Source organism: Psychrobacter sp. YGAH215 (assembly GCF_007280595.1).
Lineage (GTDB): Bacteria > Pseudomonadota > Gammaproteobacteria > Pseudomonadales > Moraxellaceae > Psychrobacter > Psychrobacter faecalis.
The window spans coordinates 50,610-75,272 of record NZ_VKLR01000007.1; the positions used below are offsets into that span (position 1 = coordinate 50,610).

Sequence of the window (24,663 nt, forward strand, 5' to 3'; positions counted from 1 at the left end):
TTAAAAACTGATTTTTATATTGGTCTTTGCATTGCTGGCTGAGAGATTTTACCGCTTGCTTTTGTTATCTGCGTTCAGCATAAACTTTGGGAAATGCAAACTTGCAAAGAAGAATGCTTGTTAGTTTACCGTCCATTTTCGACTTATGGTATAAAACTTTATCTTTTCTATCATAAAGATAGCCTTATTGCTAACATGCCAGCACTACTCCCCTTTAATAAGCGTTCTTAGCTGAGAATCAAGTGGCGCAAAGATTGCTCTAGAATACGTCAAATAAAACCATGTTATGACAACAAGCCAAATAATCTATATGGCAAACAAAAGTTAATTTTTGTAGGTCGTTATTTTAGCAAATTGGCGATCATCAGCTTATTTTTTCATCTTTTGCTTTTTAGATTCTGCTTAGGGATCTAAAAAGCTTTTGTCTTTACAGCGATATCGTACTGATAGCCAACCTCACTTGTGCTTTGATTACTTGTGCTTTGATTACTTGTGCTTTGATTATAGTGTGGTTGATGCTTTTATTAACAAGCGCTAGATTTAGCGCTCAGCGGTGACAGATATTGCAACACTATATTTAGACGACTTTTGCTGCGGCTTACGCTAGCAGCGCTGGTAGTGCGCCTGAATAGATATAAAATATGACAAGATTATAAAAGGATTAATTTATGGATACCGCCTTATTGTTATCCGGCGTGGTTGGGCTCGGTATTGCCGCCCAATGGTTGGCTTGGTATTTAAAGCAACCGTCCATTTTGTTTTTATTACTGATTGGTATTATTGTTGGCCCGATATTGGGCGCTTTTGACCCAGATTTGGTGCTCGGCGAGCTGATGTTCCCCTTTATCTCATTGGGCGTGGCGATTATTTTATTTGAAGGCTCGCTGACTTTAGAGTTTGATGAGATTAAGCAGCACGGCTCTGTGGTACAGATGCTGGTGTCGGTCGGTGTGCTTATTACCATTATCATTGTGGCGCTATCGACTTACCTGTTGTTCGATGTCGACCCCTTGATTGCTTTGCTATTTGGGGCGCTGGTTTGTGTGACTGGTCCTACCGTCATTATGCCGTTACTGCGTAGCGTGCGTCCAAATAAAACCATTTCTAACATTTTGAAATGGGAAGGTATCATCATTGACCCTATCGGCGCGATTGCGGTGGTTTTGGTCTATGAATATATCATTTCAGGCGGCGAAGCCAGTAGTATCTTACTGTTTGCCAAAATTGTAGTATTGGCAGTGGCCATGGGCTTAGCGGGCGCGTGGTTATTGGCGTTTTTGATGCGCCGCCATATGATTCCTGAGTTTTTACGTAATGTCTTTACCTTAGCTTTTGTACTGCTCCTATTTTCTATCTCCAACCATTTAGAGCACGAGTCCGGCTTATTAACGGTCACCGTCCTTGGCGTGGCGCTGGCTAACTGGCCAAAATTCCCGCGGGAGACGATTTTAGAGTTTAATGAATCGCTGACCATTTTATTGGTATCGGTATTATTTATCATTCTTGCGGCTCGCGTTGAGCTTGCAAGCTTGCTTAGCGTTGGTTTTGCAGGCTTGGTGTTGCTCGCGATTGTGATGTTTGTCGCGCGTCCTTTGTCTGTTTGGGCATCGTCTATCGGCTCCAATCTAAAAACCAATGAAAAGCTAATGATTAGCTGGATTGGGCCGCGCGGTATCGTTGCCGCTGCAATCTCGTCTCTTTTTGCCATTCGCTTGCAAGAGTATGATATTCAAGGCGTTGAGCTGCTCGTACCTTTGGTTTTCCTCGTCATTATCGGCACAGTAATGATTCAAGGTTTGGGCGCCAAAATGGTTGGTAATTTCTTGGGCGTCCGTGAGCCTGAAACCAACGGTATCTTAGTCGTTGGCTCCAACCCTATCGCTTTATTGGTAGCGACGTCTTTAAAAGACCAAGGTTTTGATGTCATCGTCGCCCATAATAACTATACTAATATCGCCAAAGCTCGTATGAGTGGTTTGCGTACTTACTTTGGCAATCCTATCTCTGACCATGCCGACCATCACTTAGACCTTATCGGTATTGGGCGTCTGTTTGCCATGAGTACCGATAGAGAAATGAATACCTTGTCTGAAATTCATTACCGTCATGAGTTTGGCGAGCGTAAAATCTATCGCCTTAAATTCAGTGATGAAAAAGTCAAAAGCGAGCGCGATGATAAGCAAGGCAACTTCCATTCGCAGTGGTTGTTTGGTAAAGATGTGACTTATGCCAAGCTTGCCAGTATGCTGTCGAAAAAAGCGCGTATCAAAATTACTAATATTACCGACAGCTATAGCTTTGAGCAATACAAAGCCGATAATAAGCAATTCGTGCCGCTTTATACCGTCGATAAAGAAGGTAAACTGCACGTGATTACCGATAATTTCGATGGGGTGGTGCCGCGTGATCGTAAGCTGATTTCATTGGTCGTCGATGATGAAGTGCAACCAAAAGCGGTCGATGTAACGGCAAAACAAGAACAGGCACGCGCGGCGGCAGATGCTAGCTTTGAATCCAGCTCGAAAGCGCCTGAAAAGCGTAAAGAAATAGAGCTTACCGATGACAGTAATGACACAACTACGTCAGAGACTGCAGCAACCACTGCTAAAGAAGTTAATGTAGCAGAAGTCTTCGAGTCAGAAAAGGTACAAGACAAACAGGCCAATAGCGTTATTGATACGCCTAATAAAACTCATGTATTAAGCACGACGGTTAAGAAAGATAACGTGCAAACAACAGAGTCTGATGCTACTGCTCCTAATAGTTCTACCAATGCTATAAATAAAGGTGTCATGTCGGATAATTCGACCGCAACTTCGAAAACCAAAACCTCTAGCAATACCAACGGTAATGGCAGCGCACCGAAAACCAAAAAAGGCGCGCTTGATCCTAATCGTTTACCCGACTCCAGTGGCGATAACCTTGATAGCATTGATATAGATAAAGACTAGCGCAGTTTTGAAAAATTATTTTTATAAAATATAAAGCCCCAACTGCTGAGTTAGGGCTTTTTGCTTAATTGCTGTAGGCTAACAATAATAATGCTAAATAGTATTAATCTGCTAGCCTTAAAACAACATCAAACTAATGCAAATTTTTCCTGCACCGCTTGCCAAATACGCTCGCTGACTTCTTCGGCACTGCCTGACGCATCAATACGCTGGATACGCTCCGGCTGCTCGCTGGCAAGGACACTAAAACCTTGATGAACTCGAGTAAAAAACTCCGTCGCTTGCTGCTCAAAACGGTCAGCAGCGCTACGTTTATTGGCGCGCGCCATGCCTTCTAATACTGGCAAATCTAGCCACAAGGTCAGCCCTGGTAACTGTTCAACAAATTGCTCAATCAGCATAGCAATTTTAGCACGTACCGTACTATCGCCATGCGCGCGTCCAAAACCTTGATAGGCAACGGTCGAATCGGTAAAGCGGTCACATATCACCCAAGTACCGCGTTGCAGTGCAGGCAAAATCACTTGCTGCAAATGGTCACAGCGCGCCGCAAACATCAGTAGCAGCTCGGTATCATCGTTAATTTCGGTATCAGGGTCTAATAAAATAGCACGCAACTGCTCGGCAAACGGACTACCGCCCGGCTCGCGGGTACGCAGATAATCGATGCCCTTTGCTTGCAAATGGACGCAAAGCTGCTCAATAGCGGTGGTTTTGCCAACGCCTTCGGTACCTTCAAAGCTGATAAAGCGCCCTTGATTGGACGCTGTACTAAAAGATGCGGTATTAGTAGAATGCTTAGGCGAATTTATTTGCGCTAATTTTTCTTGCACTGATTTATCTGGTAGGGATGCTGACATGATATGACCTTATGTCATTGATGAGCGTTATGGCGTTATATAGATAGCTATATAACGCCATAACGCTCAGTACACGATAGGTTTTTAGAAATATAGAGGATTAAATTATGGCGGCGGTGTTTGTGCTTTTTTCTGACGCATGACGCTGAGATAGTCTTTGACCGCTTGGTTATGCTCATTTAAGCTATTGGTAAATTTGTGACCGCCGTTACCGGTCGCCACAAAATATAACGCTTCGCTATCAGCAGGATGCAAGGTCGCTTCAATCGAGGCCGCAGATGGCAGCGCGATTGGTGTTGGCGGCAAACCATCGATTTGATAGGTGTTATAAGCGGTCTTTTCATCGATGTCTTGACGGCGAATATTGCCTTCATAACGGCTGCCCATCCCATAAATAATGGTCGGATCGGTTTGCAAACGCATATTTTTATTCAAACGATTGCTAAATACCGCCGAGACCAAAGGACGCTCTTCTGCCACGCTGGTTTCTTTTTCGATAATCGAAGCCATTACCAGTGCTTCATACGGACTATCATAAGGCAGATCAGGGTCGCGATTTTCCCACGCTTTGGTCAATGCTTGCTGCTGACGCTTATACAAATCAGTCAATACCTGCTTATCCGTGCTGCCTTCGCCATAATAATACGTATCAGGCGCAAACCAGCCTTCAAGATTGTGATTGACGATGGGGTCATTACTATTGACTACCGCCTCTGGCAAAATGCCAACCAAATCCAGCTCCTGCGCGATGCTGGCATTCGTGCTATCCGCCGTCAGTACTTCTTTTTTGATGCCTTTATTATCTCGTAGCGCCTGATATAAATCTTTTGAGGTTTTGCCTTCGATAATCTGTACCTTGACCATCGCCGCTTTTACCCCTTGTCCCAATACTTCTAAGGCTTCAGCAAAGGTAGGGTTTTCTGGTAATTGATAAATACCGGCGTGCAATGGGCCATCGATTTGCGTTTTCATATAAAGCTTGGCAATCGTGGCAGAAAACAGCGGTATTTGCTGCTGCCACTGCGGTAATAGCCCATAATACGTCTGACCCGACTCAATCGTCACCATCTGCTGCGGCTGCTCAATACGGCCAAACAGCGTCTGATACACCATCACCAAAAAGAACGCTGCAATCAGCCCAAGCACCAATAACACCTGATAACCACGCTGCATAAAAAACGAGGGATTATCAGCTTTATAGTGGCGCGGTTTAGTACCACCGCTAATGAGTGAGATATCTGTCGCCGGTACTTCCTCTGCGCTAACGTCGTCAATGATAGGTTTTTTGTCTGGCGCTGTCCTCTCAACAGGCTGCTCCAGCGCGGCGTCATGTTCATTTTTTGGCGACTCATCAGGGCGTTTAGGGGGTATTTCAGGTGTTGGCTTGCTCATGGCAACTCGCGAGGCAGAAGTTTGCTAGAATTTAGCACTGAACTGGACGATTTTCAATGGTATTTGCTTAGCTTATCGATTAACTTACTATTTGGCTTGAGAGTGATGGCTTAATATTCATCCTCTTTTATTATTATTTCCCCGCTTGCCCATTGGTCACGAAAACTTATTATGAACCTAAATTTCAATCAAAGTCTTGCCAAAAACTATACATCTGAATCGCAAAAAATTCGTGTGCTTAGTGAAGATTGGGTTGCTAAGCAAAGTTATTGCCCCCGTTGCAATGCCGAACCATTGGCTGAATTTACGAACGGCAAGCCTGTTGCGGATTTTTATTGCGAACATTGCAGCGAGGAGTATGAGCTAAAAAGTAAAAAGGCAAAATTAAGTCAGATTATTAATGATGGCGCTTATGACACCATGATTGAACGTATCAACAGCGACAACAATCCAAACTTTTTCTTTTTAACGTATTCCCAAGCATTGAGCGTGAATAACTTTTTAATCATTCCCAAGCAATTCTTTAAACCGGACATGATTATAAAACGCAAACCATTATCTGTATCTGCCAAACGTGCCGGCTGGGTCGGCTGCAATATTGATTTGCATAAAGTACCTGAATCAGGGAAAGTGTTTTTGGTTAAAAACGAGCAAGTTATACCACGCAATAATGTCACCGAGCAATTTCAAAAAACCTTGTTTTTACGTGAGCAAACTATTGCTTCGCGTGGTTGGACATTGGATATTTGGCAATGCATCGACAGACTCGACGCCAACTTCTCTCTCAATCAGGTTTATGCGTTTGCCGACCTATTAAAACTCAAACATCCTGAAAACAACCACATTAAAGATAAAATCCGTCAGCAATTACAAGTATTACGTGATAGAGGTATTATTGAATTTATCGGTCGTGGGCATTATTACAAATTATATTAAGCGCTTTTATTATCTTTTACTCACTTCACAAAAGACGATCACTTCTTTTAATCACCTTTGCTAACCTAGCGGATATAAATCCTAAAGAAATTTTGATAAGCATGTATTGAGAATAGTGATGATAAAAAGTGATAAGACAGTAGAGAAAATCTTTCAGATAGAGATTGTCGAGACGTTAAGTAACATCATAGAGATTAGCGCAGAGAACGAGCAAGAAGCACTATTAAAAGCGCAAGATATGTATAAAAAAGAGGAAGTTATTTTGTACGCAGATGATTGTATTGATACCAAGTTTAATATTCTTTAAATACAGTTAAATCGCTTCAAAACTCACCACTTCACCCGACAATAACCTCAGACTACTCATGGGCATAATACCGCGCAGCGCATTACAAAAGAAAAGCCGCGTTATCCGTGGTAAATCCTCATCATGTAATGAACGCATGACTACTGGTCGTTCTGTATTCGCAAGTGCATCAATGATTACTTGTCGCATGACCCCAGCAACACCCGACTGCGCCATAGATGGCGTATACCATTGACCTTGGGTTAAATAGTTGCTGCTGTTATTTTGAGAGTGTGGACGATTGGACGATTTTGCGACTGGCGCTTCTACTAATTGATAAAACACATTACTCATCGTGCCCTCAACCCACTGCCCGCTCATATCGCGTAGCAGACCTTCGGCGATGCTTGGCTTGATAGTGCCTGCCAATGTCTTAGCTTTGATAGCTTGCAGCTCGCCACTTGCCAGCACATTATCGAGGCGATTTAAGCTTTTAAGTCCAGCAAGCGTTGGCGGCAAACAAGCAATTTGAGAGGATAAGCAAATGGCGCTCGCGGCAGGTTGTAGTGGGAGGAATTGATTATTAGCGAGTGGCAGCGATCGTGCGGTAGTAATGGCCATCGGTGAGGATTTAAGCCAAATCTCGCACGCACTGCCGCCACCAGTATTTGGTGTATAACCATAACCACGGACTTCTTGCTCGGCGCGCGTGACGATAAGTTTTAGCATACCTTGCTGTAATTGCTTGGCATGTGTTTTTAACACCGTTAATAATGAAAAACTGTCCAGCTGAAGTTGCAAAGCTACCGCATGCGAGACAAGGCGCTGCTGATGATAGTCCAACCACAGTATCTGCCCATCGATGACGCCCATAGTGGTAAAAAAACCGTCACCGTATGCCAACCCGCGATTGTCTAACGATACCGTGGTCTGTGTAGCATTTGACGGATGCAAACATATCCAGCTATTGGGCGACATTCAGGCCAGCCCCGCTTATTTATCAGCAGTTTGAGCAGCAGATTTATTAATCACTAGCATACAGCTATAAAACTCGCATTTTGCCAGCTCTACTTTTTGACCGCCGATGGTTTTATTTTTGGCGATTTGACCGCCGAGCATATCAGCGACCAGCTTGCCGCCTTCATCGCCCATTAATTGACGCGCCAGCTGATAAGCTTTTTTGGCATGGTTTTGACTGATTTCTTTTTCTTTATCAGAGTCGGTTGGATTGGCAAAATACCAGCCAAGCTCGAGGTATTTTTCAGAATCAATCAGGTCCAAATACGGCGCATTATCCTGCATAAATCGATATTTGGACGCCGGATTACTGGCATAGTCCAAGCTATTTTCGTCGGTGCTGACCACTTTACCAAAGGCTGATTGTATCTTTTTAAGCTCATCGATACTTAAGGAGGTTACTTTGGCAGTGCCCCACGAGGCGATATCGTATTTTACTGGCGTCCCTTGCGCAGCTGTTGCGCCATCAAGATCAGCGTTGGCATTGGGGTTTTCTGCCTTGGAGGTCTCAGCGGCGGTCTGCTCGCTATTATCAGCGCCTGCTTCTTTGGCGGCAGTATCACTCTCTGTATTGCTATTACAGGCGCTCAAAGACACGCCAACTGCTATTATCGTACTGACCATCAAGGTCTGTAGGCTTTTATTCCACATGGGCAATGTACTCACACTTTTAAAGGGATCCAAAAACGGTATTAACGAGCGGGGTTTGCTGCCGCTGATAACGAAAAATGTCTGTTAAACTTTTATAGTTATATAACTTATTGGTTATAGGCTTTGGTAGCAGTCAAATTGTTAAATATTGCCTTTTAATCATCGTAACACAAGGCCGACTGAAATCCTCATGCTCCCTAGTTTACCCAACTGCTTAACACTTGACTAGCTTTTACCTTACACTTACCGCTCCGGCAGAGTACAGATTTGTTAAAGGCCTCACGAGATAAAGGCGTGATCTGTCTGGCCAATTATTCGCTCAGTTTTTAGCCCTTTTATTGACTTAGCATAATTGGCTTAGCTTAGTTGGTTTAGTATAGGTTTGTGAAAGTTAACGTTATCCCCTATGATAAGTAGGATTTATTAAATGACATTGCATAAGATAATTAAACGGCCACTTTTTTATTGATAACTTCTCACCTGTTGATTTTGCCTATATTTCACCCTTTACAAGCAGCGGACCCTTTATGACCCAGCATTTTATCGTTATAGGCAATCCGATTGCCCACAGCAAATCCCCTGAAATCCATACGCAGTTCGCTGTGCAGGCGAGCTTAGAGATTAGCTATCAGCGCCAGTATTGCCCTGATGATGTAGCCAGCTTTACTGCGGTGATTGAGGCATTTTTTCAGGGCGGCGGCGTTGGTGCTAATGTGACTGTGCCCTTTAAGCAAGTAGCTTATCAGTGCTGCGCGGCGCGTGGCGGCTTGTCTGAACACGCTAAGGTTGCAGGCGCTGTCAATACTTTGTTGATCAATAAAACGTTGTTAAAAAATGGCACACCGATAGCCGAGGCGATATATGGCGATAATACCGATGGCCAAGGGTTGGTCAATCACATGTCAAGTTTAGATTGGCCGCTAAAGGGCGCGCGTGTGGCAATAATCGGCGCAGGCGGCGCGGCGCGCGGGGTGATATTGCCATTGATTGAAGCGGGTATCAGCGAGCTTACCCTTGCCAATCGTACATTAAATAAAGCGACAAATTTAGTTACTGATCTAAACGCTGCAAGTGAGACAATTGCTAAGCAGCAGATTAAAACCTGTAGCACTGAAACGCTAAGCGGTGAGTTTGATATCATTATCAATGCTACCTCGATTGGGCTAACGGGCGATACGCTGCCGCTTAGCGACCAACTAGACGGCCATTATGCTTACGATATGATGTATGGACGTGAGCTGCCGTTTTTGCAGCATTTTACCAAGCGCGGCGCACAAACGTCAGACGGTTATGGCATGCTTATCGGGCAGGCAGCGTTAAGTTTTGAGCGTTGGACAGAACATAAAGTCGATGTTGCGCAAGTCATCGACAGTTTATAAGTACATTGAATGAACAGCTTAAACCGCGACTAAAAAAGCCATATGAATAGAAATCATACAGCTTTTTATCTGCTAAAAAATTTAGCTAAAACGCGCCAGCAGCCAATTCTCCATCCGGCGCAGCGGCACGCGTAAATCGGTCGAATGCATCACCACCCCGCCGCTTAGCCCCACCACGCAGCCAATCATGGTATCAAACAAACGCGCTAAAATGACCTCTTGATAAGCTTGCTCAGTAAACGGCAACCCACTACCGTATTCGGCGATGAATATCGTCAGCGGTGTGATAAATATCACTGCCAAGCCATAATGGCGGTCGACCAAGGTTTCGATACACAGCATTAAGCTTAATATCGCCAGTGCCACACCCCATATCGGCAAACCCCACGCCAGCATCCATCCCGCCAGCCCAACGCCAACCATGGTGCCAAGCAAACGATGGATTTGCTTAATCCACATGGTACGCAAATGAATACCTTGGATAATCAAAAAACAGCTGACTGCTGCCCAATAGGGATTTGATAAATTTAAGCTCAGCGCGATGACTAAGGATAGACTGACAAAACCGGCGACAATCACACTCTCCGTAATGGTATCGGGCTCATAGCTATAGGTCGGGGTCGGTGTCGCTGGGCGCGTCGCCAATAAAAGCAGCGAATATAGCAGCGCCATCACCAAAGCAAAACCACTACCGAGCATCACCAAGCCTGTGGCCGGCATGACATCTTCTAAAGGCAGCGGGATAAATAGCGCAATCGCCCCCGCCATCATCACAAACAAACCTGCGGGCGGCGGCTGACGATAGTAGCGCCCAAAAGTTACAATACCAAACGCCATCAAGGTAAATATCGGCAATTTTAATGGCGGAATTTGCTGCGCTATCAGGCCCAGCGCAAAACACAGCGACATGGCAAACCCCCACGCCATCACCGTCACCAAACGAAACGGCAGCTTACCTGCTAACGGGGTATTTAAAATAACCATCGCCCCTAGTGACGCTTTAATACCAGACGGCAGAGCATCAAAGTACGCCCCGACAAATACCGGAAAACTAATGGTAATTGCAGCGATAATCGGCATGTGCCACGGTCGTTTGCTACGGTTTACGGTTAATAAATGGTTAAGCTCACCATCGATGAGTTTTTTTAACCGCCCAACTACTGCCATTAGCCAAAATACTGGCGTCTTTTTCTGCTCTGTTTGGTATGCTAAATTGCGCTTTGGTGCGCTCATAAATTGTGTTCCTTTATTCTGTTTGGGCACGCAACTCATACACTTAACGGTTGTTTTGCGTCTATCCCGCTGTCTATACTGAAACTTACGCTGCAACCTGTACTAAAACTGTGGTTGTTTATAAAACTGGACGTATTGATGCCTGTTTATAAATAAATAACCATTTATATTTATAACTTAAATTTTTATGTTTTTTAATATATTATGAATATTAGTTATCGGTTGTATATTTGTGGCTATAGAAGATTTATACTGACCTCAATGCTACGACAGCTGTTTTTTATCAAGGATGCCTTAACGGTTATCAAAATGGACAAGCTGTTCTTAATAAACTTAGATGACGACCTGTGATACTGTCTGCCTTTATCCCAGATAATTAAACTCCCGTTTACATGAACCATAGCTCAATTAATGAGCCGACAGTCTATGCTAACGAACTATGCTAATGAAATAATCAAAGAGAGCGACTATGTTAACTTACAAAGCACCTTTGCGTGAGATCAAGTTTTTGATAAATGATGTTTTTGACTATCAAACGCATTATAAAAGCCTAGACAATGGCGAAAACGCCGATCCTGAAACCGTCGATATGATTTTGCAAGGCTTTGCTGACTTTGCTGAAAATGTCTTAGCGCCTTTGTACCAGCCAGCGGATGAAGAAGGCTGTCATTTTGAAAATGGTGTGGTCACTACGCCTAAAGGTTTTAAAGAGGCTTATGACCAGTTCGTCGAAGGCGGCTGGCAAGGTATTTCGTACCCTGAAGAGTACGGCGGTATGAACTTACCGATGTCAATCAACCTTATTAAGTCTGAAATGATGGGTACGGCTAACTGGCCTTGGGCGATGTATCCTGGCCTATCAACTGGTTGTATCAACACCTTACTACAGTACGGTACCGACGAGCAAAAAGCGATTTATTTACCTAAATTGGTTGAAGGTACGTGGTCGGGCACCATGTGTTTGACTGAGCCGCAGTGTGGTACTGACTTGGGTCAGGTTAAATCAAAAGCCATCCCGCAAGATGACGGTACTTATAAAATCAGCGGTACCAAGATTTTTATCTCAAGTGGCGAGCATGACTTAACCGACAATATCGTCCATATCGTTTTAGCTCGTCTACCAAATGCGCCAGAAGGCACACGCGGTATCTCATTGTTCATCGTACCAAAATTCTTGCCAAATGCTGAAGGTGAATCGGGTGAGCGTAATGGCGTGGTTTGTGGCTCTATCGAGCACAAAATGGGTATCAGCTCATCGTCAACTTGTGTTTTAAACTTCGATGACGCAGTTGGTTACTTAATTGGTGAGCCAAATAAAGGCTTGAAAGCGATGTTCACCTTTATGAACACTGCTCGTATCGGTACTGGTATTCAAGGTTTGGCGCACACTGAATTGTCTTTCCAAAACGCCCTACCATACGCTAAAGACCGTCGCTCTATGCGTACGCTATCAGGCACGAAAGACCCTGAAAAAGTGGCTGATGCGATTATTCATCATGCCGACGTACGCCGTATGCTATTGACCCAAAAAGCCTTTGCTGAAGGCGGTCGCTCAATGATTTATCACTCAGCGCGCTATGCCGACAAAATGTCTCAAGGCGTTGCCAATGGTGATGACGCTGAGTTTGAAAAATGGGATGACAAATTGGGCTTTTATACGCCTATCCTAAAAGGCTTTTTAACGGAGCTTGGTATTGAAGCGGCCAAACACGGTCAGCAAATCTACGGTGGTCACGGCTATATCAAAGAATGGGGCATGGAGCTTATCGCTCGTGATGCCCGTATTGCGACGATGTACGAAGGTACCACTGGCGTACAGGCGCTTGACTTACTCGGTCGTAAAGTTATCTTGCAATCTAAAGGTAAAATCATCCGTGATTACACCTCAAGCATTATGAAATGGTGCGGCGAGTATGCGCTTGATAAAGACATGCGTAAATTCGTTTGGGCGCTGACCAAACTATGTGCTGAGTGGAACACCTTGACCGTACGCTTGATGCTGATGGCGCGTAAAGACCGTGAAATCATCTCTGCGGCATCAGATGACTTTTTGATGTACTCAGGCTATGTGATGATGGGTTATCACTGGGCGCGCATGGCGGCGGTCGCTTATGACAAGCTTGAAAACGGTGGCACTGAGTCACCAGAATTCTACAAAGCTAAGATTCAAACGGCTGAATTTTACTTTGATAAAATCTTACCGCGTACCTCAGGCCATGCTGAAAGTATGGTTGCTCCAAGCGAGAGCATGACGGCAATGGCAGTCGATAACTTTGCTTTCCTAGACTAAGATTGCTTCACAATTGAGCAAATAATTAACAAGAAAAGCGCCTATTCATTAGGCGCTTTTTTATGTTTAATATAAAGTCAGAGAAGATACTAGAACCATAGTCATCAAGTAATAGACATGCAAATAATAGACAGCTGATAAAATATAATTTGATAAGGAAGCAATGATGTTGTCGATTAATAACAGAACCACTTTATCAAGTACACGAGCGCTAAAAACGCTATTATTGAGTGCCGCATTAATCAGCGTTGGCGCCCATAGCGCGATGGCTAAAACCAGTGACACCCCCATTCATTTTGCTAAAGGCGCTATTAGTAGCGTGGTTACGGGTAAATTAAAACCTAACGAAAAGGAGCGCTGGTATCGTTTTAATGCCGCCGCTGCGCAATATGCCATCATTAATATTGCGCCGCTTACTGGCACGTCTGAGACCGCCAATGTCGGCGTCCTGCACATGCCAAATGGTAAATATGATGGCACCAAAGGCGGGATTATTTACCAAGGCTGCCTACCCGCAACTGGCGAATATCGCTTACGTATGGCCCGCAATTTAATGGCGACTCACGGTAAAACCGCTGGTTATAAAGCTGAGGTGATGGTACTGCCTAAGTTTGCCAGTAAGTCGCTATGTGCAGATAAATAGCTGGTCTGTCATTTTTATAAATCACTCTTATAAACAATTGAGCCTAGCGTTTAGCTCAGCATTTTTTTATGATAAATCGCGCTGATTTCCTCTACTTCGACACAGATTTGAATGTCGGCGCGTCCCGATTGCTGTGCATTCAAGCTTTCCTCTATAGCAGCTGTTAATAATTCAGCGAGTTGATGGCGTATGACTTCGTCACGGCCGCTCATAATTTTTAGATACGCATAAACAAAGCCGTTGCGCTGCTCGTCATCTTCCACGCCAACCAAAAACGTCTCAATCGGTACGATGCGCGCTTTGATATCGGCAGGTTTACCAAAGTGTCCACTGTCCCACAGCACTTGATTTAATGCTTTTAGAAATGATTCTTCATGAGTAATCGTGACGTTTGGCGTCACTTGAATGGTTAAATGCGGCATGGGTAACATCCTTATTTAAAAATAGCAATTCTACTAATAAGCAGCGCAAACACTATTGAGAGCAAATGACAAAGGCGCAGAATAAACGGCGTGTAAAATTCTTCTTAAATACTAATCATCGATGATATCTACAAAGCGCGCGTTAAGCGTGGTCGCTAATTGCTCAGGTGGCAACTCAATCTCTAGACCTCGGCGACCGCCACTCACATAGATAGTCGCTTGCTGTTGCGCGGCGGCATGGATAAGCGTCGGTAGGCGCTTTTTTTGCCCCAATGGGCTAACGCCACCGAGCACATAACCCGTCGACCGTTCGACCAATTTAGGCTCAGCCATTTGTACTTTTTTACAAGCCAGCATTTTATTGCTCGATAAAGCCTTCGCCACTTTTTTAAAATTTAGGGTTTTATCGACCGGCAAAATCGCTACGGCCAGCGCGCCTGCGTCGGTTGTCACCACCAAGGTTTTAAACACCCGCTCGGCAGTAATGCCCAGTTTTTCTACTGCTTCTAGTCCGAAAGAGGCGGCGGTGCTGTCGTGAGTATATTCATGCAACTTATAGTCAAGGCTTTGCTGTTTGGCAAGTTTGATAGCAGGGGTCATAATATTTTGGCTTAGAATAATGAAGTTAAAAGATAAAATTCCACATAGATTTGGATGTAAGTATTTTGCTTTAGTCCCTTACAGTATTGCGCGAAATCGCAGGCTTTTCTACCTCTTGCTTTAAATAATTTCGCCTTTTAACAGTTGGCTCGTTAAGTATTCTCGGGCATTTAAACCAGTATTCTATGCCGTTATGCTGTTAATATTGGCAGTATATACAGACACTATATATCGCTTTGATGGCTTTTATGGCATCATAAGCTCACCACATTTGACTAATTTTGATACTGATTATGATACCGAAGTTCTTAAAAAAACGGATTTTTAAAGCGCCCGTCGCAACTGACCATACAGCCTCGACCCCAGAATTCGAGGCTGAGATGTTGCCGGTTGCCTCAACCCTTTATGCTAATGCGCCCATTAACCAGCTTTATCGCAAGCTGTCGGGTCAGCTGCTTGATGTGGCTGTGAAGCCAAAGCTTTTGGGTGAATTGCCAGAATTTGACGATGACGACAATATCCTCAGGTTTTATGTGCTGCAAGATTATTCGCGCTCCAACAGTATTTTGATTGACCTACAAACACAAGAGCACAATCTGCCACCCGCCTTGGTCGGTGTGCAAGATATTACTCATGATATTAAAGAAAATGCCGCCATTATCTTTTTACATCATCCACATGCCAAAGACAGCCAGTTATCACCTCGCCTATCGCGTCTGGTTGCCGCGGTCTTACAACATCCAGAATTACAAGTGCGCTTGGTACCAGTGTCAATTCTATGGGGACGCGCGCCAGAAAAAGAAGACTCGTTATTTAAACTGTTGACCGCCGATAACTGGGAAGATCCTAGCATCACCAAGCAGTTATTTAATATCGGGGTGATGGGGCGTGATACCTTTGTCCAATTCCATCCACCGCAAGATTTGCGTACCCTTATCAATGATAGCCTTAAAGGCGATGGCGAAGGATTTTCTGTCTTTGATTCAGTAGCCAGCGATTTAAAAGACAGTCTCGCACAAGATACTTTATTAGAAGACCGTTTATTAAAAGACAGTTTATTAGACGACACTTTATTAAAAGAAGGTGCTTTAGAAGATAGCGGATTAACAGCTAATATTCTAAATAACAGTGCTGCAAAGAATAGCAAAAATATCATAAATGAAGTCGACGAAGCGCCAAGCTATGCCATGGTTGCCGCAGCGGATGGCAACCGTGAACTGGTGCGCTCATTACAACAGCAGCTTAATATCTATTTAGACAAACAGCGTGCCAGTATGCTTGGTCCTGATTTGTCAGACAGACGCAACTTGGTCGACAAGTTGGTATATTCACCAGCTATTAAAAACGCCATAGAAGCCGAAGCAGAAGCTTCTGGTATCAGCGTCCGTGAAGCCCGTGCCTTGGCAAAAGGCTATGCCAATGAGATGGTTAATGACTATTCGCACTCTATCGTGCGCGGTTTTTATAAGTTCCTTACTTGGCTATGGACGCAACTTTATGATGGCGTCGAAGTACATCATTTTGAGCGTGTACGCGAGCTGGCAGCAGATTACGAGCTGGTTTACGTACCTTGTCACCGTAGCCATGTCGATTACCTGCTGCTGTCTTATGTCATCTATAAGCGCGGCCTGAGTATTCCTTATGTTGCTGCTGGTGACAATTTAGATGTGCCAGTATTAGGGCCGTTATTGCGCGGTGCCGTTGCCTTTTATATTCGTCGTAGCTTCCGTGGTAACGCGCTTTATACCGCGGTACTCCGTGAGTATATGCACACGCTGATTACCCGTAACACCCCGATTGAGTACTTTATCGAGGGCGGACGCTCGCGTTCAGGACGTCTATTACCGCCAAAAATGGGTATGCTGGCGATGACGGTACATAGCCAGTTACGCCGAACCAATAAACCTGTGGTGTTTATACCGACCTATATCGGTTACGAGCGCATTATGGAAGGCGGCACTTATGTGGGCGAGCTAAAAGGCAAGCCAAAAGAGTCAGAATCGCTAATAGGTCTCCTCAAAGTTGGCCGTAAGATTGAGCGTATCTTTGGTAATGTACATTTAAGCTTTGGCACGCCGCTGCATCTTAGCGACTTTATGCAAAAATTCGATGTGCCGGCCAACAGCTTACCTGCCGATCGCACCGACACGCCACTCGATGATAAAACCAGCGCCATGGTGGATAATATCGGCGTCAAAGTCATGCAGCATATCAATAAGGCCGCGGTCATTACTCCAGTGTCGTTATTGTCATTGGTCTTATTATCGGCACCAAAGGCGGCGCTTGATGAAGATATTTGCCGTGAGCAAATCGCCCTTTATCAAGGTCTGGCTCAGCACTTGCCTTACTCTGATGATACGATTATCACCGATATGACGCCGCAGCAAATCATCGATTATGGTATTAAGCTAAAACTTATCGAACGCATACCGCATATCTTGGGTGATATTATCCAGGTTGCTGGCAAACAGGCGGCGCTACTAAGCTATTTCCGCAATAATATCCTGCATGTGTTTATTTTATTGTCTTTCTTATCCGCTCTAGTAGCACGTAACGGCCGCATTGAGCGCAGCCGTCTCAATAGTATCGCCGAGCAGTTATATCCATTTTTACAAAGCGAGCTGTTCCTCTATTATTCAGCGCATGGTCTTCAAGAGACGCTGAATAAAAAAGTCGATAGCCTACTTGCAAGTGGCCTGATTGTAGAATTAAGCGATGGTATGTTGAGCGTCCCTGAGACCAATAGCAAATGCTATCAGCAGCTACAAGTACTGGCGACGCCAGTTGAACAAAGCCTTGAGCGTTACTTTATGACCCTTGCGCTACTCGCTCAGCAAGGCTCAGGCAATCTAACCGAAAACGAAGTCGTTGACCTCTGTCATTTGCTTGGTCAGCGTTTATCAGTCCTGTATGCTGACGACATTCCTGACTTCTTTGACCGTGCGCTATTCACCAGCTTTATCGGTGCTTTGATTCGTCTTGATTATCTGCAAAAAGATGAAGAAACTGGCATCTTAACTTTCGATCAGCGTATCGGTAATATTGCCCATCATGCAAAATATGTCCTCAGTCCTGATATGATGCAAATTTTGCAGCAAGTGGCAAGCCTCAACGAAGAAGAAATTGCCCACGCCATTACTGAGATTAGTAATAAAAAGCAGCGTAAGTTTGGCCGTAAGCGCTCATAAAGCAACGTAAAAGCTGAACATAAAAAAGACCTCTAACGGATTAGAGGTCTTTTTTTATATCTAAATTATTGTCCAAAAATACTTATTATAAATAACTATTCTAGGTAGAAATCTTTTTATACTTCATACGCTTCGGACTGGCGTCATCACCCATGGTCTTTTTGCGATAGGTTTCAAACTCAGAATAGTTACCATCGAACCAAACTGGGCCTTCATCTTCGAATGCCAAAATATGAGTCGCGATACGGTCAAGGAACCAGCGATCATGCGACACCACCATCACCGTACCTGGGAATACTTGAATAGCATCCTCTAGCGCACGTAAGGTTTCGATATCCAAATCGTTTGATGGTTCATCAAGGAGCAAGACGTTAGCGCCCTGTTTTAGTGTCTTAGCAAGTTGTAAACGGTTACGCTCACCACCTGATAATTGACCGACATGCTTTTGTTGGTCTGAACCTTTAAAATTAAAGCGGCCAATATAAGCGCGGCTTGGGGTTTCATAGTCGCCTACTTTGATGATATCGAGGCCGTCAGAGACTTCTTCCCAAACAGTCTTTTTGTCATCTAAGTTATCACGTACCTGTCCGACATAAGCGACTTTGACACTTTCACCCAAATCGACTGAGCCGGTATCTGGCGTATCACGCTCGGTAATCATGTTAAATAGCGTGGTTTTACCCGCACCGTTTGGACCGATAATACCGACGATAGCGCCCGCTGGCACATTAAAGCTGAGGTTTTCATACAGCAGACGATCGCCAAACGATTTAGAGATATCGTTGACTTCGATAACTTTATTACCCAAACGAGGACCCGGTGGAATATAAATCTCAGAGGTCTCATTACGCTGCTGGAACTCTTTTGAGTTCAATTCCTCAAAACGCTGCACGCGTGATTTAGACTTGGCTTGCTGACCTTTTTGGTTTTTACGAATCCACTCAAGCTCTTTTTTCAGCGCTTTAGCAAACGATTCTTCTTGTTTATTTTGCTGCTCTAGACGGACGTTCTTTTGCTCGAGCCACTCCGTATAGTTGCCTTCGTACGGATAGCCATGGCCACGGTCAAGCTCCAAAATCCACTGAGCAACGTTATCCAAGAAATAACGGTCATGGGTAATGGCGACGATGGTACCGCTGTAGTTCTGTAGGAACTGCTCAAGCCAAGCAACCGATTCAGCGTCCAAATGGTTGGTCGGTTCGTCTAGTAACAGCATATCAGGACGTGACAACAGCAGACGACATAGTGCCACACGGCGTTTTTCACCACCTGATAGTTTGCTAACGTCCGCATCCCATGGCGGTAGACGCAAAGCATCAGCAGCTTTTTCTAGCTGGGTATTTAAATTATGCGCATCCCATGCTTGAATGATGTCTTCCATTTTGCCTTGTTCTTCGGCAAGCTTATCAAAGTCGGCATCAGGTTCAGCATATTCTGCATAAATGGCATCGAGGCGTGACAGCGCATCTAAAGCTTCACGCATACCATCTTCGACGTTGCCGCGGACATCTTTACTGTCATCAAGCTGTGGTTCCTGCGGTAGATAACCAACCTTCGTACCTGCTTGCGCGCGCGCTTCGCCGCTAAAGTCTTTATCCACGCCCGCCATGATACGTAGCAAAGTTGATTTACCTGAACCGTTAATACCTAGCACACCAATCTTGGCGCCAGGAAAAAACGACAGATTGATGTTTTTTAAAATCTCGCGCTTAGGTGGAACAAGTTTTGACACGTTGTTCATCGTGTAGATATATTGAGCCATTAACACTCCGATAGACTGCATAGACGAGACGTGCAAACCAGACTTAGCAATCATGCCAAACGGGCTGCGCCTCAAAAATCAGGGTTATAAATTGTTTACCATTATCGCATTGTGGCGCAACCCCTGCAAGCTAACGGACTGTTTTACCTGTCTTTATATGCCTTTTAACTTTTTTTGCAGGCTTTTTACGCTTAGCTGTCTGTTTTAGTAGCTTTCTCTGCCAATACCTTTATGCGAAATCACGCCTTACAAAGTCATGTCGTGACGTTTGAATTAGAGTAAGGCTATTAACATTCGCCCTATCTAGCCTTACGGTAAATGACTAGAAAATTCATTTAAAAAAGCTCACAATAAGTACCATAAAAGGTTAACACTAAGCAGATTATGCATATGATAGCTATTTAATAACTAATGCCTAAATAATCAATATTCAAGAATAGCCAATTTATCAACCGCTAGGAATAATTATAAATATCAATAATTGGAGAATTTCTATGAGTAATAACGACAAACAGAATCTAGATATCGTTCACAATGAGCAAGCCAAGCGTTTTGAAACGTCAATCGACGGTCATATGGGTTATATCAGCTATCAAGAACGTGGCGATCAACTGGTATACGACCATACGATCGTACCACAAGAATTGGGTGGTCGCGGTGTTGGGTCTGCACTGGTTAAGCATGCCTTAAACTACGCGCAGGATAATAACAAAAAAGTGGTTCCACAGTGCTCGTTTGTCGCCTCATATATCGATAAACACCCTGAATATAAAGGGTTGCTTTAAGCTTAATAAAACAAGCCAATGATAGATAAAGCTTTATAGTAGTAACTATATCGTAGTAATTATGCTATAAAAGTCTTATCTTGGTTTAAGCGCTAAAACGTACGACTACCCTCCTATTTATCTGACGATAATTATTATATTTTTGCTTGCAATGATGTAATAAAGACAATCAGAATTAGGTGGGTTTTTTGTCCTATGTGCTTTTTTCATGACATTGGGCAAGAGAAGATATGTAAAGTGAAATAAAAACCCGCAAACCGATAACCCTCCCTAATAATAATAAAGGATATCACCATGAGTAGTTTATCTAACCAACAAATCGACTTACAATTGGAAGACTTGGCTGGCTGGCGGCGCGACGGCAATAGTATCGTCAAAAGCTATCATTTCAGCGATTTTATTGAAGCGATGAGCTTTATGAATCAAGCTGCTTTTTATGCCGAGGCGCTCGAACATCATCCTGAATGGAGCAATACTTATAACGTTGTTGATGTCCGCCTGACCACGCACGATACGGGTGGTATCACAAGCCTAGATATTCGCCTTGCAAAACGTATGGAACATATTATCCAGCCTAAAACTTTCTAGAACCACATAAGACGTTTGGCACTAAGAGTAATTAAAATAGTCAAATTTTAGCCATAAAAAAAGTCCTCAATCGAGGACTTTTTCTTATTACCAATATGGAAAATTACGACCTAAGCAGTCACTGTTCTCTATTACATACGGCGACTAACAAATGCGACAATGAATAGAATCACAGCAATAGCTAGTAGGATATAAGCAAAGTTTGCCGATAAACCAGCGACACCGCCAAAGCCTAGGAAACTTGCAATCAACGCAATTACCGCAAAAATAATGGCCCAACGAAACATAATATTCTCCTCAAATTATGGTTAGAAACTAGATATACAGCTAGCAGTTTTGGTTGCTAATAAACTATTTATCAATCAACCGTTTTAGCACTGCACTCTTTTCTTCCTGAAAATCTTCTTTTTGTTTTGATACAACTTATTACTGCGTACGAATATAGATTAGCAATGATTTTCTCTAAAGAACGTTCATTTTGGTAATAATGTCGATAGGTTATGTAAACTTTGTAGCAAATCTTACCATTCTTAAGTTTTTTACTTGGCTTTTCAAGACTTATGTGTAGAGATAGTGAATAGTTACTTAAATTCGCTTATTTTTATGACAAAATCTGCTATAAACCTAAATCTGCTACTTTCTGCAGATTCCATATCTAATGTCAGTTGTATAATGAACAAAAACAGCTATTTAGCAATTTCACAATAATCGCTATTTAATAAGGAAAATAACTATGAATACGGAAACCTCAAACGATACAGCGACATCAAAACAAACATCAACAAATCAAGAGCCTGCTAACCCTAGTGAGAAGCGTCCTTACGCGATAGTTTTGTACGGTGCGACCAGTTTTGTAGGTCAGATTACAGCGCATTATTTAACAGAATTTTTATCAAATGCTAAAAATAAAAATGGCGAGAATGTCACGTGGGCGATAGCTGGTCGTGATGAAGAAAAGCTCAATGAGCTACAGTCTAATCTTGCCAGCAAAGTCGATATAATCATTGCCGATAGTAACGATGCTGCTAGCCTCGATAAGATGACCAAGCAAGCCCAAGTTATTATTTCAACCGTTGGCCCTTACCTAAAATATGGGGAACCTTTGATTAAATCTTGCGCCAATCATGGTACCGATTATGTCGATCTGACTGGCGAAGCGATATTTATCAAAGATATGATGGATAAATATCAGGACGCCGCCAAGCAAAGCGGCGCGCGTATCGTCAATTCATGCGGCTTTGACTCTATTCCGTCGGATTTGGGCGTATATTTTACCCAGCAGCAAGCACAAGAAAAATTGGGTAGCACTTGCGATGTGATTCATATGCGCGTCAAAGCGGCAAAAGGCGGTTTATCTGGCGGCACGATTGCGTCGATGGCGACGATTTTTGAAGAAGTTGGTCAAGATAAATCACGCCGTAAGCAAGTAGCAAACCCTTATCTGCTCAACGATGACAAAGATGCACCAAACGTGCGTCAAGATAATGTCAGCAAGCCAGAATACGATGAAGAGCACAAACGCTGGCTGGCACCATTTGTCATGGCCAGCATCAATACCCGTATTGTGCATCGCAGTAACCAACTGCTTGGCTATGAATACGGTCGCGACTTTAAGTATGACGAAGCGATGTGGATGAAAGACGGCATAAAAGGTAAATTATCAAGCTACGCGATGAGCGCAGGTTTAATGGGATTTGCCACGGCGATGATGATTAAACCAAGTCGCGAGCTGTTATCTAAACATGTGCTGCCTAAATCTGGCTCGGGTCCTTCTAAAGAAGAGCAAGAAAACGGCTACTTTGATATTCGCTTGTTTGGTGAAACTGCCAATAACGACACCATTAATACTAAAGTAACTGGAGATAAAGACCCAGGTTACGGCAGCACCTCGCGTATGTTGGCACAGGCAGCTTTATGTCTCGCGCAAGATATTAGTAAAGACGATGTCGGTGGTGGTTTTTGGACACCTGCTTCAGCGATGGGCGATCGCTTAATTGAACGTTTACAAGAACATTCTGGTCTCAGCTTTGAAGTAGTAGAAGATTAATAGCAACCATAGTTAAGATTAAAACGAGTTAATTCTAACTAAGATAGTAATGACCGTTTCTTGGCAACAAGAGGCGGTTTTTTATTACCTATATTATTTACCTCGTTGATCTTCAATTTTTAGACAAATGTTAATAAACGATAAAAGCGTATTTCTTTGGTAAACGATGTTGCCCCTTTGCCCTTTTTCAATACATTAAGCTGCACATTTCCAGACTAATGTCACAGCCATATTGCTATAACTCACGTAGGATTGAACAGGTTATGGCACGGATTTTATAGACCAAGCCTAAGTTCAATGAACCCAAAGAGACATATTAACAATAACTACATTAATAACAACTAAGAGGGAATGACTATGAAATTAAATCTATTAACAGCCGCAGTTTTGACATCCGGTGTCGCCATGTTTGCCAGTACCGCCAACGCCGGTATGACGACTGATAACCATGGCAACGTTGGTTATGACAGCTACGATGAATGTGTCATGGCGGTCAAAGATGGTTCGGCGAAATTTTATACGCCTTATACTTACCAAAAACCAAAGATGCAGGCAGGCGAAGCATCGATTAAAAAGATGCGTTTGTCTGAAGTCATGATTCCTCAAGCCGTGGTCAATAGTAATAATTTACAAGCCAGTGATTATTCAGCCGGTGCTTGTGATTTGGGCGTTGGACAGTCAAACGGTCGTTATGGTGTTTCAGGTCCTTTAGTGGGCAAATACGTGCCTATCGCTGCTGATATGCTCGTCAACGTTTATATGGACAAAGCCGGTAATCCGGTACGACTCAGCATGCAGCAGTGCGACAATCACTTTGGTGCTAAATTCCCTACCCCTGTTGTCAGCGACCCTAAAGAAACTGAAGCGCCAGCGCCAGAACCTCAAGTTGCGATCACTGAAGAGCGCAGTATGGAGCCAGTCGTTGTCGAAACTACCCGCGTTATCCGCCCTGCTAAGTACCGTGTAAAAGAAGTCATCATTGCGCCGGAAGACCAAATTAAACGCGTTAATACCGCAAGTGGTACAGCAATTGCGGTAGAAGTTGGAGCTAATCGCGCCGTCATCGTTGGTGAAGAGGCAGATAGCAGCGTCCTTGAAGATACAGAAATCAGTCAAACCTTCCCTGTGATTCGCGTGCCGGACAATAATACCCAGCAACGCGTGGTCGATCCAACAACCGGTAAATATGTGATTGTTGAATAGAATGTTGATAATTGAGTATTAACCATACGGTCTTTAAAATTAGAAAGGAAAGCAAAAAAGACATTTTGCTTTCCTTTTGTCGAGCCTGACAATAACGCTAGAATAGTTGCACAAACTCACTTACAAACACCGCTCTGTGAGAGTTTTAATCGATGTGCTACTGAACCCATGCTTATTTAGTTGCTATTCTCCTATTAGATTTTTATCACTGACCCAGTTCAGCTTATAAAACTCTCTAACCAAATCAATCATGATAATCGTTCAATGGTTATCATGATTTTATTTTGTCTATAGGTTTAATGTTAGATATATTAAATATATAAATGCGAAATACTAAATAAATTGGTATAGCAATTTTGTTTTATACAACAATACTCAATATAAGCGTCAAGTTTAAAACCCCTTAAACTGACATTATAAGATTGTAAAT

At 43.5% G+C, this 24,663-nt stretch carries 20 protein-coding genes; 11 read left to right on the forward strand and 9 right to left on the reverse strand.

Going from position 1 to position 24,663, the window contains the following annotated elements; genetic code table 11:
- The first annotated feature begins 668 nt into the window (after nucleotides 1-668).
- Nucleotides 669-2,951: a cation:proton antiporter gene (locus FOR85_RS03815; protein ID WP_144296790.1), complete on the forward strand. Its 2,283-nt coding sequence runs from the start codon at nucleotides 669-671 to the stop codon at nucleotides 2,949-2,951.
- Between the two features lie 128 nt (nucleotides 2,952-3,079).
- On the opposite strand, the gene tmk is transcribed toward FOR85_RS03815, so the two are convergent.
- Both tmk and mltG read right to left on the reverse strand, forming a co-directional pair.
- Nucleotides 3,080-3,811: a dTMP kinase gene (tmk, locus tag FOR85_RS03820; protein ID WP_144296791.1), complete on the reverse strand. Its 732-nt coding sequence runs from the start codon at nucleotides 3,809-3,811 to the stop codon at nucleotides 3,080-3,082.
- Nucleotides 3,812-3,916: 105 nt separating this feature from the next.
- Entirely contained in the window at nucleotides 3,917-5,203 is a 1,287-nt protein-coding gene (gene mltG / locus FOR85_RS03825; protein ID WP_144296792.1) for an endolytic transglycosylase MltG, read from the reverse strand.
- Nucleotides 5,204-5,374: 171 nt separating this feature from the next.
- On the opposite strand from mltG, the gene FOR85_RS03830 reads away from it, so the two are divergent.
- Both FOR85_RS03830 and FOR85_RS03835 read left to right on the forward strand, forming a co-directional pair.
- The gene (locus tag FOR85_RS03830) at nucleotides 5,375-6,139 is read left to right on the forward strand and encodes a DpnI domain-containing protein (RefSeq protein WP_144296793.1); all 765 of its coding nucleotides are present in this window, start codon (nucleotides 5,375-5,377) and stop codon (nucleotides 6,137-6,139) included.
- 118 nt (nucleotides 6,140-6,257) lie between these two features.
- On the forward strand, nucleotides 6,258-6,446 hold the full coding sequence (locus tag FOR85_RS03835) for a DpnD/PcfM family protein (protein ID WP_190295492.1): 189 nt from the start codon (nucleotides 6,258-6,260) through the stop codon (nucleotides 6,444-6,446).
- A gap of 6 nt (nucleotides 6,447-6,452) precedes the next feature.
- Here FOR85_RS03835 and FOR85_RS03840 read toward each other — a convergent pair whose 3' ends face one another.
- Nucleotides 6,453-7,403 (reverse strand): aminotransferase class IV, encoded by a 951-nt coding sequence (locus FOR85_RS03840; RefSeq protein WP_144296794.1) that lies wholly within the window; start codon nucleotides 7,401-7,403, stop codon nucleotides 6,453-6,455.
- Nucleotides 7,404-7,418: 15 nt separating this feature from the next.
- Nucleotides 7,419-8,108: a hypothetical protein gene (locus FOR85_RS03845; RefSeq protein ID WP_306767965.1), complete on the reverse strand. Its 690-nt coding sequence runs from the start codon at nucleotides 8,106-8,108 to the stop codon at nucleotides 7,419-7,421.
- 512 nt (nucleotides 8,109-8,620) lie between these two features.
- Between FOR85_RS03845 and aroE the strand changes: the two genes are divergently transcribed.
- Nucleotides 8,621-9,472 (forward strand): shikimate dehydrogenase, encoded by an 852-nt coding sequence (aroE, locus tag FOR85_RS03850; protein WP_144296795.1) that lies wholly within the window; start codon nucleotides 8,621-8,623, stop codon nucleotides 9,470-9,472.
- 81 nt (nucleotides 9,473-9,553) lie between these two features.
- On the opposite strand, the gene FOR85_RS03855 is transcribed toward aroE, so the two are convergent.
- Entirely contained in the window at nucleotides 9,554-10,705 is a 1,152-nt protein-coding gene (locus tag FOR85_RS03855; protein WP_144296796.1) for an FUSC family protein, read from the reverse strand.
- A 469-nt stretch (nucleotides 10,706-11,174) separates the two neighbouring features.
- Between FOR85_RS03855 and FOR85_RS03860 the strand changes: the two genes are divergently transcribed.
- Entirely contained in the window at nucleotides 11,175-12,995 is a 1,821-nt protein-coding gene (locus FOR85_RS03860; RefSeq protein WP_144296797.1) for an acyl-CoA dehydrogenase C-terminal domain-containing protein, read from the forward strand.
- Nucleotides 12,996-13,158: 163 nt separating this feature from the next.
- The gene (locus FOR85_RS03865) at nucleotides 13,159-13,638 is read left to right on the forward strand and encodes a hypothetical protein (protein ID WP_223808497.1); all 480 of its coding nucleotides are present in this window, start codon (nucleotides 13,159-13,161) and stop codon (nucleotides 13,636-13,638) included.
- A gap of 50 nt (nucleotides 13,639-13,688) precedes the next feature.
- Here the strand turns inward: FOR85_RS03865 and FOR85_RS03870 are convergent, their stop codons facing one another.
- Both FOR85_RS03870 and ybaK read right to left on the reverse strand, forming a co-directional pair.
- Nucleotides 13,689-14,060: a 5-carboxymethyl-2-hydroxymuconate Delta-isomerase gene (locus tag FOR85_RS03870; protein WP_144296798.1), complete on the reverse strand. Its 372-nt coding sequence runs from the start codon at nucleotides 14,058-14,060 to the stop codon at nucleotides 13,689-13,691.
- Nucleotides 14,061-14,171: 111 nt separating this feature from the next.
- The gene (ybaK, locus tag FOR85_RS03875) at nucleotides 14,172-14,660 is read right to left on the reverse strand and encodes a Cys-tRNA(Pro) deacylase (protein ID WP_144296799.1); all 489 of its coding nucleotides are present in this window, start codon (nucleotides 14,658-14,660) and stop codon (nucleotides 14,172-14,174) included.
- A gap of 293 nt (nucleotides 14,661-14,953) precedes the next feature.
- On the opposite strand from ybaK, the gene plsB reads away from it, so the two are divergent.
- On the forward strand, nucleotides 14,954-17,848 hold the full coding sequence (gene plsB, locus FOR85_RS03880; RefSeq protein ID WP_144296800.1) for a glycerol-3-phosphate 1-O-acyltransferase PlsB: 2,895 nt from the start codon (nucleotides 14,954-14,956) through the stop codon (nucleotides 17,846-17,848).
- 100 nt (nucleotides 17,849-17,948) lie between these two features.
- Here plsB and ettA read toward each other — a convergent pair whose 3' ends face one another.
- Nucleotides 17,949-19,610, reverse strand: a complete 1,662-nt coding sequence (ettA, locus tag FOR85_RS03885) for an energy-dependent translational throttle protein EttA (protein WP_144296801.1) — start codon at nucleotides 19,608-19,610, stop codon at nucleotides 17,949-17,951.
- A 494-nt stretch (nucleotides 19,611-20,104) separates the two neighbouring features.
- Between ettA and FOR85_RS03890 the strand changes: the two genes are divergently transcribed.
- Together FOR85_RS03890 and FOR85_RS03895 are read left to right on the forward strand one after the other, a co-directional pair.
- The gene (locus tag FOR85_RS03890) at nucleotides 20,105-20,395 is read left to right on the forward strand and encodes a GNAT family N-acetyltransferase (RefSeq protein ID WP_144296802.1); all 291 of its coding nucleotides are present in this window, start codon (nucleotides 20,105-20,107) and stop codon (nucleotides 20,393-20,395) included.
- Between the two features lie 294 nt (nucleotides 20,396-20,689).
- Nucleotides 20,690-20,983 (forward strand): 4a-hydroxytetrahydrobiopterin dehydratase, encoded by a 294-nt coding sequence (locus tag FOR85_RS03895; protein ID WP_068407727.1) that lies wholly within the window; start codon nucleotides 20,690-20,692, stop codon nucleotides 20,981-20,983.
- Nucleotides 20,984-21,114: 131 nt separating this feature from the next.
- Here the strand turns inward: FOR85_RS03895 and FOR85_RS03900 are convergent, their stop codons facing one another.
- A complete protein-coding gene (locus FOR85_RS03900) occupies nucleotides 21,115-21,270 on the reverse strand; it encodes a DUF1328 domain-containing protein (RefSeq protein WP_068407724.1) in 156 nt (51 codons plus the stop codon).
- Nucleotides 21,271-21,716: 446 nt separating this feature from the next.
- Between FOR85_RS03900 and FOR85_RS03905 the strand changes: the two genes are divergently transcribed.
- Both FOR85_RS03905 and FOR85_RS03910 read left to right on the forward strand, forming a co-directional pair.
- The gene (locus FOR85_RS03905) at nucleotides 21,717-23,030 is read left to right on the forward strand and encodes a trans-acting enoyl reductase family protein (RefSeq protein WP_144296803.1); all 1,314 of its coding nucleotides are present in this window, start codon (nucleotides 21,717-21,719) and stop codon (nucleotides 23,028-23,030) included.
- A 357-nt stretch (nucleotides 23,031-23,387) separates the two neighbouring features.
- Complete coding sequence (locus FOR85_RS03910; RefSeq protein WP_144296804.1) at nucleotides 23,388-24,233, forward strand: hypothetical protein; 846 nt, start codon at nucleotides 23,388-23,390, stop codon at nucleotides 24,231-24,233.
- Nucleotides 24,234-24,663: the final 430 nt, after the last annotated feature.

Excerpts from the sequence above, each read along its gene's own strand:
- FOR85_RS03815 (WP_144296790.1), top strand. The coding sequence starts at position 669 with ATGGATACCGCCTTATTGTTATCCGGCGTGGTTGGGCTCGGTATTGCC.
- tmk (WP_144296791.1), bottom strand. The coding sequence starts at position 3,811 with ATGTCAGCATCCCTACCAGATAAATCAGTGCAAGAAAAATTAGCGCAA.
- mltG (WP_144296792.1), bottom strand. The coding sequence starts at position 5,203 with ATGAGCAAGCCAACACCTGAAATACCCCCTAAACGCCCTGATGAGTCG.
- FOR85_RS03830 (WP_144296793.1), top strand. The coding sequence starts at position 5,375 with ATGAACCTAAATTTCAATCAAAGTCTTGCCAAAAACTATACATCTGAA.
- FOR85_RS03835 (WP_190295492.1), top strand. The coding sequence starts at position 6,258 with ATGATAAAAAGTGATAAGACAGTAGAGAAAATCTTTCAGATAGAGATT.
- FOR85_RS03840 (WP_144296794.1), bottom strand. The coding sequence starts at position 7,403 with ATGTCGCCCAATAGCTGGATATGTTTGCATCCGTCAAATGCTACACAG.
- aroE (WP_144296795.1), top strand. The coding sequence starts at position 8,621 with ATGACCCAGCATTTTATCGTTATAGGCAATCCGATTGCCCACAGCAAA.
- FOR85_RS03855 (WP_144296796.1), bottom strand. The coding sequence starts at position 10,705 with ATGAGCGCACCAAAGCGCAATTTAGCATACCAAACAGAGCAGAAAAAG.
- FOR85_RS03860 (WP_144296797.1), top strand. The coding sequence starts at position 11,175 with ATGTTAACTTACAAAGCACCTTTGCGTGAGATCAAGTTTTTGATAAAT.
- FOR85_RS03865 (WP_223808497.1), top strand. The coding sequence starts at position 13,159 with ATGATGTTGTCGATTAATAACAGAACCACTTTATCAAGTACACGAGCG.
- FOR85_RS03870 (WP_144296798.1), bottom strand. The coding sequence starts at position 14,060 with ATGCCGCATTTAACCATTCAAGTGACGCCAAACGTCACGATTACTCAT.
- ybaK (WP_144296799.1), bottom strand. The coding sequence starts at position 14,660 with ATGACCCCTGCTATCAAACTTGCCAAACAGCAAAGCCTTGACTATAAG.
- plsB (WP_144296800.1), top strand. The coding sequence starts at position 14,954 with ATGATACCGAAGTTCTTAAAAAAACGGATTTTTAAAGCGCCCGTCGCA.
- ettA (WP_144296801.1), bottom strand. The coding sequence starts at position 19,610 with ATGGCTCAATATATCTACACGATGAACAACGTGTCAAAACTTGTTCCA.
- FOR85_RS03890 (WP_144296802.1), top strand. The coding sequence starts at position 20,105 with ATGAGTAATAACGACAAACAGAATCTAGATATCGTTCACAATGAGCAA.
- FOR85_RS03895 (WP_068407727.1), top strand. The coding sequence starts at position 20,690 with ATGAGTAGTTTATCTAACCAACAAATCGACTTACAATTGGAAGACTTG.
- FOR85_RS03900 (WP_068407724.1), bottom strand. The coding sequence starts at position 21,270 with ATGTTTCGTTGGGCCATTATTTTTGCGGTAATTGCGTTGATTGCAAGT.
- FOR85_RS03905 (WP_144296803.1), top strand. The coding sequence starts at position 21,717 with ATGAATACGGAAACCTCAAACGATACAGCGACATCAAAACAAACATCA.
- FOR85_RS03910 (WP_144296804.1), top strand. The coding sequence starts at position 23,388 with ATGAAATTAAATCTATTAACAGCCGCAGTTTTGACATCCGGTGTCGCC.